The sequence below is a fragment of the uncultured Gilliamella sp. genome, assembly GCA_945271295.1.
Taxonomy (GTDB): Bacteria; Pseudomonadota; Gammaproteobacteria; order Enterobacterales; family Orbaceae; genus Gilliamella.
In genome coordinates this window covers 64889-76626 of the sequence record CALYPG010000012.1, presented here as the reverse complement: position 1 = coordinate 76626, position 11738 = coordinate 64889, and the positions used below count along the sequence as shown (strand labels likewise).

Here is an 11738-nt window from a genome sequence, read left to right as displayed (position 1 = left end):
TTTTTATTGTCACCATTATTTTAGTTAAGATTCGCACTTAGTATTTGAATTCAAGTTAATTGATCATAAAGGATCAAAATTGATTAAAAAATTATTTTTTGATCTAAGTTAGATCGTTTTGATCTCATGATGTTTTTATTAAAACTTTTAAAAATTAAATAATTATGAAAATTTAATTTTATTTTTTATCTAAACTATGTTATCTTTTTTGTCAAACTTAATTTTATTTAGAGGATAACATTTTAATGAAAATGGCTTTTCGACCAACAGATTGTTGGCGTTGGTATTTTGATAGCAAATATGATTGTTTGATGCTTGAAGTATCAGATGAAATGTTATTTCGTTCTTGTTATCCGAGTAAAATGCTAATTCCTGATGTTTTCAGTGATTTTCCTTTTTCGGTCAGTGACGCAACCGCTTATTATCAATTTTATGATAGTTGCCAATCTTTGCAATTAACGCAAGCACAACAAATAGAATTATCAATCAATGCTATTATTGCCGCTAACTTTCTTAAACCGCAAATGCCTAAAAGTTGGTATTTTGTTCAGCAACCTAAGTTCTTTATTCCAAAGGTAGCGGATATTGTAGAAGTTAATATCCAAGAAGGTGGTCAAAAAGTTTATTTATTGGTGGTAGAAGCGGCGAAAAATGCATCGCTTTGTATTATTGCACAACCGACATTTGTAGCAATGAACAAAACATTTTATTTTGCTGAAGCAATAAAAGTAATGAATAATAGGTTAGCACCTATACATCATGACGTTGTGGATGATATGTCAGCGATAACTAATTTAAAGGCTATTTCTTAAGTCGTTCGATGGTTATATTCCCTTTTGGGATACAGCTACAAGCTAGAATCTGATTATTATTTTTTATTGCTGTTTGAGTTTTAGCTATTATTTCTCCTTCCTTTAATTTCACTAAACAATGCCCACAAATTCCAGCCCGACACGAATAAGGTAACTGTATATTATGTTGTTCTAGTTGCTCTAAAATGGTTTGCTGGTTATTACCTTTGATAGTTTTATCTTCAACAGTGATAGTATAAAATTGAGTGGGTTTATTGTTTTCAAATGGAAAACAGTTAATATAATTTTTAGCAACCTGCCTTTCTAATACTTCCACTGGATCATTAATCGAAATTTCACCATAATTACGGGCAATCATATTCATACCAAAATCGATTTTTCCTTGTTCATCAGTTCTGAAATAACCTAAAGTAGTAAGTGGTTCATTATTGTTTAAATAGTTTGTTGAATTGACGTTAATGGTGGTCATTACGCAACGAGTACAAGGTTTGACAATATCAAATATTACCCCACCAATTTTAATCGTTTTCCAACCATCCTCAGCAAAAGGTAGTGCCCCCTTAATAATAATATTGCCTCTGAATTGACTAATATCGAGTTTTTCTGGACATTGTTGTTGTAAATAAGCTAACGAAGCTTCGTTTAATAACAAATAAGGATAACCATCGGCAAAACTAACAGGTACTTCTGGGTAACGTTTGGTTCGACGAGATAGTTCATTCCCCACCCAACGTAATTGCACATCTTTTTTTAGAAACTGACTAAAAAATTGATTTACTTTAATTGACGCAATATGTGACACGAAATGATTTCCCCACACTTGAGTGGGTTCAATCGTATTAGAAAAATCATCAAGATTGATACTAATCGATTTTGTTGATGGCAATGAAATATGAACTATATTATTTACAATCTCAGTTTTGAGTTTTAAAAGTTCTGGAAATTGTCTAGCGGTAATAAATGTGCCATTCGGTTCACTAATCATTAAAATTCGATCGTACTCAAAACCCCCATTAACAGTGTTTGCTCTTTTTAGTGCAATACCTTTCGTGGATTTGATTGGATAAATAAATAACTGACTAACTGAAATCATAATAAATTAAGTAAATAATAAAATATTTAAAATTATATACTTGTTCACTAAAGATTTATAGAGATTAAAAAATAGTACTTTTATTATATGATTTACTGTTCTTTATAATATAAATATTACCAATATTAGTGCTATTGACTGGATAAATTATAAATAATATTTCACATATTTTATAAATGGTTAGCTGCAATGAACAATATTATAATCTCCGTTCAATGATATTTTGTATTGGATGATACTCTGCTTTTATATATGAAACATTGTGTTCACATGGTATATCATCTTCAAGATAAGTGATCTCTTCAAGTTTTAATAATGCCTTATTTTTTTCCACCTGCAGGGGCATTTCTACTTTTTCATCATTAATATTGATTGCCATGATATTCTGAATTCTTTTCTTAACTTTTTTTCCAGTCATCTCTTCAATATAACCAAATTTTGATATTTCCAATTGACTAAATTCAAACTGATTAAACAAATATGTTGGAATTAATGTAAATTCAATTGATACAGGAATATCATCAAAAAACATAAGCCTAACAATTTTATAGACAAAGTCAGTGCGTTTTAATTTAAGTGAATTCGCTATTTGTTCATTTGGGACCGGAATAATACTTGCTGATAATACCTTTCTGGAACCTTTATAGCCTTGCTTTTTAGCTTGATAATCAAAATGAGAAATTACATTAAATTTACCCGTTAAATTAATATTCCTTTCAAAAGAGCCGACATGCAGTCCTGATTTTCTAACCCGGTAGATTAATCCCTCTTCTAAAAGATGTCTGGTTGCTTCTCTTACAGTGGTTCGAGTAACATCTAGAATTTTGGCAATATTGACTTCAGTATCTATTTTTTCACCAGCAGCTAGATTTTTCTCTTCAATAAGACGAGTAATGTAATTGATAACTTTCTGTTGTTTAATTGTTATGTTACCACTCATTTTTTTCCTCAATTAGTTTTTATAGATAATTTTATTCAAGAATAAGCACATATCGACATTTCTGCAAGAAATTGATGATTTCCATCATTTCAAGATAGTTATTGTATCTCGTTTATTAATCACGATTCTTTGATAAAGAAAGGAGTGGTAATTCTTTTAAATATGTATATTCATAAAAATATAAAAATAAAAGTGTGATTAGCTTAACATTTTAAATATAAATATATATACATGTTTTATATTATTAAATATTATCATACAGCCTATTTATTATGGATATACATAATAAATATGACTATATTATTTGTTTTTGAGGAGATTTTCGATGAATAAAAAATTATCATTGAGAGCTAAAATTCAAAGTTTTGGTGGATTTCTTACGGCTATGGTAATACCTAATATTGGTGCTTTCATGGCTTGGGGCTTTATTACCGCACTTTTTATTCCGGCTGGTTGGGTACCTAATGAACAACTAGGTAGTTTAGTTAGTCCTATGATTACTTACATGTTACCGATGCTTGTTGGTTATACCGGTGGGGATATGGTAGGTGGTAAACGGGGTGCAATAATTGGTACTGTTGGAACTATGGGGATCGTAGTTGGTTCAGATATCCCTATGTTACTTGGAGCAATGGCAATGGGGCCTTTAGGTGGTTATTGCAGCAAAAAATTAGATAAATTGCTTGAAAATAGGTTACCAAATGGATTTGAAAATATTATTCAAAATTTTGCATTAGGTTTTTTAGGTATGGGGCTAGCTATTTTAGGCTACTATTTTATTGGCCCATTCATGTTATCCATTACTAATATTATTGCTGCTGCTATTGATGCATTATTACAAACAGGTTATTTATCTTCGCTAGCACTATTGATAGAACCTACTCGGGTTTTATTCCTAAATAATGCAATTGATCAGGCTATTTTTTACCAGTTGGGTATGAAAGATGCTTTAGTTAATGGTTCATCTATCTACTTTATGGTATTTGCAAGCCCAGGTCCTGGTTTAGGTTTGTTATTAGCATTTTGCTTCTTTGGTAAAGGGATGAGTAAAAAGTCAGCGCCTGCCGCCACAATTATTCATTTCTTTGGCGGTATTCATGAAATGTATTTCCCTTATGTTTATATGCGTCCGTTAATGATTTTTCCATTAATGTTAGGTTCTGCAGCTGGGATTATGGTTTTTTCATTAATGCATGCAGGTTTAGTAGCTGGTGCTACGCCAGGTTCCATTTTTGCATTTCTAGCGCTTACCCCTCCAGGTAAACATTTAGCCACAGTCTGTGGTATTGGCGCTGCCGCATTAGTTTCGTTTATCGGTTGTAGTTTACTTCTTAAGATCAGTCCTATTAGTGAAAAAGATGAAGACTTCTCAAGTTCAAAACAAGATGTTATTGATACCAAACTAGAAGGATCTAATGCCGCTTATTTAAAAGCTAAAGCAGATGTGCAATTTGTGAATAAGCCGTCAGGTGAAGAGCAAAATTTAGATCTGCAAAATATTAACTTTATTGCTTTTGCTTGTGATGCTGGAGCAGGCTCAAGTGCTATGGGTGCAACCAGATTCAAAAAACTGTTAAAAGAGCGAGGTGTAGATAAAGACATCATTGTGAAGCATTTTTCAATTGAAAATGTTCCGCAAGACGCTGATATCGTCATTATTCAAGAACGATTAGTTGAACGAGCGAGTCATACATTAAAACAACCAATTATTAGTATCAAAAATTATATTGGCGATCCTAAATTGGATGAATTAATTGACCACATAAAAACCGCTTTATCTTAAATTTCACTAGTGAATTTATTAAAAAATATCGAATTTTATAACTATCTTAATCAAGAGATGCAATATGAAAGCACTAAAAATAACTGAAATAAAAAAAGCAGAGGTTATGGATCTTCCTATGCCCTCACTGACAGAAGGACATGCAATTGTAAAAATTTCTTACAGTGGCATTTGTGGTTCAGATACTCATTTCTATTTAGGGATGCACCCATCATTAAAACCACCAACAGGTTTTATACAAGGGCATGAGGCCGTTGGCGTTATTTCGCAAATATCTCCTAATAGTAAAGGTCTGGCAGTGGGGGACAATGTTGCAATTAATCCGTTAGTTGGTTGTGGTGAATGTATTAATTGTAAAAATGGATTGCCGAATATTTGCCGAGTAAATCGGCGAGTAATGGGGTTTAGATTGGATGGTACGTTGGCTGAATATATATCAATAGATCTTAATCAATTAGTAAAATTAGATAATAAAATTGATATGAAAATAGCCGCAACATTTGAGCCTTTAGCAGTGGGTTATCATGCTGTTAATTTGTTAAAAACAATCCCGTTAAAGGATCATCCTATTGTAATCACTGGTGGTGGTACTATTGGAGTGGTTACCGGATTAGTCTTAAAACATGTCCACAATCTCAAGCCAGTTATTGTAGAAAATAATCAATCTAGAGTGGCATTGCTTAATCAATTAGGCTTTAGTGTAAAAAGCAGTATCTCAGAGGTTGATATTTTAGATTCAAACATTAGACCTATTATTTTCGAATGTTCTGGTGTTAGAAAAGTGCTAGACGAAATCATTGAATCGCAAAGAAAACCAGAATATCTCGTTATTATTGCTCAGTATTCCCGAGGCAATAGTATTACCTTACATGAGATACAATCGTCCGAAATAACGGTTATTTCAAGCCATATGTATACCCCAGAGGATCTAAATAACACGGCAAAACTATTAAGTTTAAGTGAAGTACAAGCTGATTTATCTAAAATCATCTATGAACACATATTTTCTTTGGATGATGCCGATAAAGCCTTTAAACAAGCTATATCTGGCAACCCGGATGGCAAACTAAAGGTACTGATTAAATGTTAAGTTTGAAAGTTATTAAATATAAGTGAGGGAATAATGAATATTGAACAGCTAAAAACGTCAGCTAAACAAGCAAGGCGTGATATTGTCACAATGATATATCGTTCGGGTGCAGGGCACCCGGGTGGGGCTTTATCAATTACTGACATCATGACTTATCTTTACCATAATGAAATTAATTTTAATCAATGGCCAAGATCTCGCCTAGTTATGAGTAAAGGGCATGCGGTTGCCATTCAGTACGCCTTACTTTACCAGTTAGGATTGATTAAAGAAGATGAATTAAGTCGTTTCCGCAATATTGATTCACGATTACAAGGTCACCCCAATATTAAAACAGTACCACAAGTTGATGCTAATACTGGCTTATTAGGACAAGGGTTATCTATTGCATTAGGGATGGCCGCAGCAAAAAAATTACAAAAAGATCCTAACAGAGTTTATGCAATCATTGGTGATGGTGAAATGCATGAGGGACAAATTTGGGAAGCACTTCAACAAGCAGCTCATATGAAAATGGATAACCTAGTCGCGGTTATTGATTATAACAAATTATCATCTCATGATGAGGTTAACTCCGTATGTGGTTTAGAACCATTATCTGACAAACTGCGTGCTTTTGGGTGGTTTGTCATAGAATTACTTGATGGTAATGATATGCAACAAGTGGTTGATGGTTTTGCTTATTCTCATCATTGCAAAGGGAAGCCGATTGCTATTTTAGCGCATACTATTAAAGGGAAAGGAGTCAGTTTTATGGAAAATAATGGTGATTGGCACTCTAAAACACCAACAGATGCACAATACAAACAAGCTATGGAGGATTTACAATGACAGAGATGAAAGCGCCACGAGATTTGATTGGTAAAGCATTAATTAAATTAGCTGAAAAAAATTATCCTATAACTGTCATTGATTGTGATTTAGCTAGTTCAACTCGAGCTGATCAGTTTGCAAAAATCTATCCGGAACGTTTTTTCGAAATGGGTATAGCTGAAGCTTCGGCATTAAGTTTTACAGCAGGTCAATCATTTGAAGGTTTAATTCCTTTCTTTATTGATTTTGCTATTTTTGCTACCGGTACTGTATGGACACAGCTAAGGCAATCTTGTTATGCCAATGCCAATATTAAAATTGTTGGTACCCATCCGGGTGTGGATGGAGGATTTGATGGTGCATCACACCATGCCTTAGAAGATATTGCATTAACTAGGGTATTACCAAATTTAACTGTTTTATCACCAGCTGATGCTGATGAAGTTTTTGATGCTTTTGAACAAGCTGCAAAAATTAATGGTCCGGTTTACATTCGAGTAGCACGAGAACCAATGCCGGTTCGAGACAAAACAAAAGTTCCTAGAGTAAGCGATATTGGTGCAATTATAGATGACGGCAATGATTTTGCTATTATTTTTGAGGGGACTAGTTATGAGCAAGCTAATGATGGATACAATAAACTAAGTTCGCTTGGTTACAAAGGTAAACTTATTCATTTAGCTTGTATTAAGCCATTTAACCAAGAAAAATTTATTAAATTATGTAATTTAGTGAATATATTAATAACCATTGAAAATCATAGTATAAATGGTGGAATCGGAGGATTAATTGCTGAACAGAGTATGCAAAATGGAATTTTAAAACCTCTTATCAGGATTGGTGTACCAGATACTTTTACTGAATCAGGAAAAAGCAGTCAGTTAAAAGAAAAATATGGAATAAGTGGTAATAATATTTGTGAACAGTTTTTGAAAACTATTGCATAAAACTTTTGTGGTTACAGAGGAAAACCTTTGTAGCCATTTTTTTACGTTATTAATGACCATACTAAAAGTAAGTAAATGAATTTAAAGCAAAATATTTAAAATTTAAAGGTTTATTATGTCTAAACATCTACATTTCCTTTTTGAACAAAATTGGCAATTTACCGAACAAACATTAGATTGGGAATCGGCTATCCAATTAGTGGGTGACCCACTTATTAATAAAAAATATATTGAGCAAAGATACATAACAGCTATTATCGATAATGTTAAGAAAATAGGCGCTTATTTTATCATTGCCGATGAATTTGCTTTACCTCATGCAAGGTCTGAAAATGGTGTATTGTGTTTAGAAACTAAATTTTCATTATTAAAATGCAAAAATCCAGTTGTTTTCCCCGAAGGTGAACCGGTTTCTTTATTTATTATGTTAGCTGCTGGCGATAACGATAAACATTTAGACGCAATTTCTGAACTAATATCGTGGCTTGAAGAAGATAATCGCTTAGAAAAAATAATTAATGCTAAAACTGAATCTGAATTCACACGTTTACTATTTTAAAACTCACCTTAACTAAATAATAGGGCACATTTGCAACAATCTGTAACCATTATTCAGATACGTTATTATTGATATTAGGGCATTAGTTATTTTAATAGAGATAATAGCGTAATTAAATCATTAAAAATCAATATTAATCAAATTAATAGCATTTAATCTTTTAATTGAATATATCATAATTTAATCGTCGATTGTTATAACCCAATGTAATTGTTAAAGCTTAAAAAGCTGTTGTCTAAGGTATAAATAAAGTAAATAAATTATATAATATGTATTATAACGTCAGTAATATCTTGTATATGGGTTCTGTTAATTACCAATGTGCCCCAACTGGCAAAGGTGAGGTGCTTTATCCAATAATCAAAATTATTTATCATGCTTTGAATAACACTCTACAGTTACCATTTTGCTTTTAATTTGATTAAAAAAGAGAAATTAATCTTAATTTACAGATGAAAAAATGAGAACATTAGATAATTTAAATAGAATATTGTTTAATAACAATTGTTTAACCAATTTTCAATTGGATATTGAATTAAACAGTTTTAAATATAATTTATTGCTTACGTTAAGTAACGATCCGCGGTCTTTTGAAAACGTATCGCTATATTTTTATGATATCAGTAATTTAAAAATCAAAAATATAGGGGGAGGATTAATTCAATTTATGCATTTACAAATAATCGAATTAAATAATGGATTAGATCGAATTAAGTATTCAATTCAAGATTTAGAAGATCAAAAATTATCTTTTCAATTTTTTCATTGTGACTTAATTGGATGATCATTTTATGGTTACTGATAAATTAATGATTAAATAATTTGTATATAAAAAATAAGCTATGTTTTAATCGATATTAGTAAAATCCCCCGACAGGTTAGATTAAAAATCTCGTGTTTTACGATTCCGTTCCTCTTTTATTGGTCGTCGTTATGCTAGCCTTTCTATAGAAATAAGGCTTTTATGCGCGCTAATTACAACGCTATTGCTGTTTATAATTGTCTCTCAAAAAGGTATTGACTACTCAAAAAAAATGTGTATCTTGGTTATATATAGTTCAGTTTATCTTTACCATGTTTTTGGAAGTCGATAACTAATATTATAAGAACAAAATAAGGATATAAAATATGAGTATAATGGAACAATTTGCCGATGGTCTTTCTTCGTTAACCAAAAACACTGCCCTTAATAATTACTCACTTTCATTTGATAAACTTGATGCTTCATCAAGTATTTCCGTATTATCACTGGAAGGTAAAGAAGAGTTAAACCAACCATGGAAGTATTTCATTGATTTTACTAGTCCCAATAAATCGATTTCTATTGATTCAGTATTAAGTCAAACTGCTTCACTTACTACGCATCCACATAACTTACCATTGCAGCTTAATAGAATTAGTTCACTTGATATTTTAGATAAACCCAAGACTTTATATGGTGTAATTACTGAATTTAGTTTAGTTTCGATGAGCGAAGATGAAGCACATTATCGAGTTTTACTTGAACCTCGTGTTGGGCTATTAGCTAATAATCATCAAAGTGCAATTTTTCAAAATAAAAGTGTTGTTGATGTTGTTGAAGAAATATTGCGTAATCATGGTCTTACTGGCATAGATTTTCGGTTTGTTTTGAACAATACTTACCCGACAAGAGAGTTTATTACACAATGGCAGGAAAGCGATTTAACTTTTATTAAACGTTTACTTGCAGATGTAGGTATCTGGTTTTATTTTGAAACTCATCCCAAACATCATTGTGATGTAATGGTAATTAGTGATTATGAGCAAGGATTGGAAAATAGCAGTAATTTAATTATCAAGCAACCAAGTGGTTTAAATGATAGCCATCGTCATAGCGTTTGGAATTTACAATTCAGCAGTAAAACACAACCTACTCAGGTAAGTATTAATGACTACAACTATCGAATGGCTGATAATGATCTTTATGCCACTAATAATAGTCAAGCAAAAGACATCACAACCCGCGGTGATGATTATCGTTATGAAGAACAACATAAAACACTTGGTGATATTCAAACAGTTGAAAGTGGTAATTGGTATGCACATATCCGCCATCAGTGGTATATTACTGAACAATTGTTAATCTATGGTGAATGTAATGACTTTCAACTTGCACCTGGAAAGCATCTTATTATTGATGAATGCCCAATTAAGGAAATTAAAGACGGTATTATCATTATTTCGACACATTGTCATGCCGATCGAACCGCAGCTTATCATACACATTTTACCGCTATACCATTTGACGTGCTTAAACCTTATCGTCCTGCTCCTTTGCCGTGGCCACAGATAAGTGGCACGTTACCCGCTAGAGTCACCAGTCCGAATAATGACACATACAGTTATATTGATACCCAAGGTCGCTATCGTATTAAATTCAATTTTGATTTAAAAAATTGGAAGAAAGGTGAAGAGAGTTTATGGGTAAGGCTCGCCAAACCTTATTCAGGTAATACCTATGGTTTCCATTTCCCACTTTTAGATTCGACGGAAGTAGCAGTCGCATTCACCAATGGGAATCCTGATCGACCTTATATTTCGCATGCTATGCATGATAGTTCTCATCCTGACCTTGTAACTACAATTAATAAACATCGCAACGTAATTCGTACCCCGGCTAATAATAAGTTACGCATGGATGATAAACGTGGTGAAGAGCATATCAAACTCGCTACCGAATATGGTAAAACGCAACTTAATCTAGGTCACTTAGTTGATAATAGTAAAACGCAACGAGGTGAAGGTTTTGAATTGCGTACCGATCAATGGGGAGCAATACGAGCGGGTAAAGGAGTCTATGTAACATCCTATAAACGAGAGGGTAATTAGGGTGTAAAAAAAGCCAGTTTAGATGGTGATGAAACAGCAAGATTATTAAAAACTGGTTTAAGTGTATCAGAAAGGCTATCTAAACGTGCTGAAAGCCATCGTTCTGGTAAATTAGAAGGTGCAGCTAGTTTTAATTTTTTCGTCAACTACACAGTGACAGAAATCGACGATAATTTGTCATTTACTCAGCCAAGTATGGTTTTATCTAGCCCAAAAGGTATAGCTGCGGTGACACCTGATAGTATTTATCAATATGCTGAAAAAAATATCCTACTTACCAGTAAACATGATACCAATATTGCAGCCAATAACTCAGTTCATGTTAGCGCTGGTAAAGATTACTCAGTATTTGCTAAACAAGATATTAAGTTATTTAGTGGTGAAGCGAAAGTCCAATTGCAGGCACATAATAGCGATATCGAAATAATAGCCGATAAAACGCTCAAAATAGTGAGTAATGACAATAAAATTGATATTAACGCCAAAAAAGAGCTAACCATAGCTTGTGGTGGTGCGTATATTCGTCTTGCTGACGGCAATATTGAACTTTATGCACCTGGTATTATTAAGCATGGCGCACAATCTTTTCCATATTCTGGTCCCCAAAAAATGTTACCAACGCTTTATTCTTTCCCTAAACAGCAACCGTTATCTCCTTATATTAAACAATTTATTTTAGTCGAGGAAGGTACTGACAAACCAATTATTAACCGAGAATATCAGATTTTAAATAAAGATAATCAAATAATTGCAGAAGGTAAAACTGATGCGCAAGGAAAAGCTCAAATAGTGTCATCGGGATATGAAGAAGCAGAAATGACATTTAGGTATAAAACAAATTAGAGAAAAAA

At 32.6% G+C, this 11738-nt stretch carries 11 protein-coding genes; 8 read left to right on the top strand and 3 right to left on the bottom strand.

Translation table 11 applies throughout. The features are described 5' to 3' along the window. Window positions 1-245 precede the first annotated feature (245 nt). The gene (locus tag Q0K76_RS07890; protein WP_294613970.1) at window positions 246-812 is read left to right on the top strand and encodes a cell division protein ZapC; all 567 of its coding nucleotides are present in this window, start codon (window positions 246-248) and stop codon (window positions 810-812) included. Here Q0K76_RS07890 and Q0K76_RS07885 read toward each other — a convergent pair. Further along, a complete protein-coding gene (locus Q0K76_RS07885; RefSeq protein WP_294613968.1) occupies window positions 802-1905 on the bottom strand; it encodes a YcbX family protein in 1104 nt (367 codons plus the stop codon). The two genes, Q0K76_RS07890 and Q0K76_RS07885, sit on opposite strands and share 11 nt — an antisense overlap. Before the next feature lie 199 nt (window positions 1906-2104). Continuing rightward, complete coding sequence (locus Q0K76_RS07880; protein ID WP_294613965.1) at window positions 2105-2845, bottom strand: GntR family transcriptional regulator; 741 nt, start codon at window positions 2843-2845, stop codon at window positions 2105-2107. 325 nt (window positions 2846-3170) lie between these two features. On the opposite strand from Q0K76_RS07880, the gene Q0K76_RS07875 reads away from it, so the two are divergent. From Q0K76_RS07875 to vgrG, 6 genes are all read left to right on the top strand, one after another. Beyond that, a complete protein-coding gene (locus tag Q0K76_RS07875; protein ID WP_294613962.1) occupies window positions 3171-4628 on the top strand; it encodes a PTS mannitol transporter subunit IICB in 1458 nt (485 codons plus the stop codon). Between the two features lie 64 nt (window positions 4629-4692). Next, entirely contained in the window at window positions 4693-5718 is a 1026-nt protein-coding gene (locus Q0K76_RS07870) for an alcohol dehydrogenase catalytic domain-containing protein (RefSeq protein WP_294613959.1), read from the top strand. 33 nt (window positions 5719-5751) lie between these two features. Next, the gene (locus Q0K76_RS07865) at window positions 5752-6549 is read left to right on the top strand and encodes a transketolase (protein ID WP_294613957.1); all 798 of its coding nucleotides are present in this window, start codon (window positions 5752-5754) and stop codon (window positions 6547-6549) included. A 5-nt stretch (window positions 6550-6554) separates the two neighbouring features. Continuing rightward, entirely contained in the window at window positions 6555-7478 is a 924-nt protein-coding gene (locus Q0K76_RS07860) for a transketolase C-terminal domain-containing protein (protein WP_363322438.1), read from the top strand. A 115-nt stretch (window positions 7479-7593) separates the two neighbouring features. Next, window positions 7594-8037, top strand: a complete 444-nt coding sequence (locus Q0K76_RS07855; RefSeq protein ID WP_294613951.1) for a PTS sugar transporter subunit IIA — start codon at window positions 7594-7596, stop codon at window positions 8035-8037. Between the two features lie 1128 nt (window positions 8038-9165). Further along, window positions 9166-10887 (top strand): type VI secretion system tip protein VgrG, encoded by a 1722-nt coding sequence (gene vgrG / locus Q0K76_RS07850; RefSeq protein WP_294613948.1) that lies wholly within the window; start codon window positions 9166-9168, stop codon window positions 10885-10887. On the opposite strand, the gene Q0K76_RS07845 is transcribed toward vgrG, so the two are convergent. Continuing rightward, window positions 10884-11033 carry a hypothetical protein gene (locus Q0K76_RS07845; protein WP_294613945.1) on the bottom strand — a complete coding sequence of 50 codons (150 nt, stop codon included), beginning with the start codon at window positions 11031-11033 and terminating at the stop codon, window positions 10884-10886. The two genes, vgrG and Q0K76_RS07845, sit on opposite strands and share 4 nt — an antisense overlap. A gap of 7 nt (window positions 11034-11040) precedes the next feature. On the opposite strand from Q0K76_RS07845, the gene Q0K76_RS07840 reads away from it, so the two are divergent. Next, window positions 11041-11730: a DUF2345 domain-containing protein gene (locus Q0K76_RS07840; protein ID WP_294613943.1), complete on the top strand. Its 690-nt coding sequence runs from the start codon at window positions 11041-11043 to the stop codon at window positions 11728-11730. Window positions 11731-11738 lie beyond the last annotated feature (8 nt).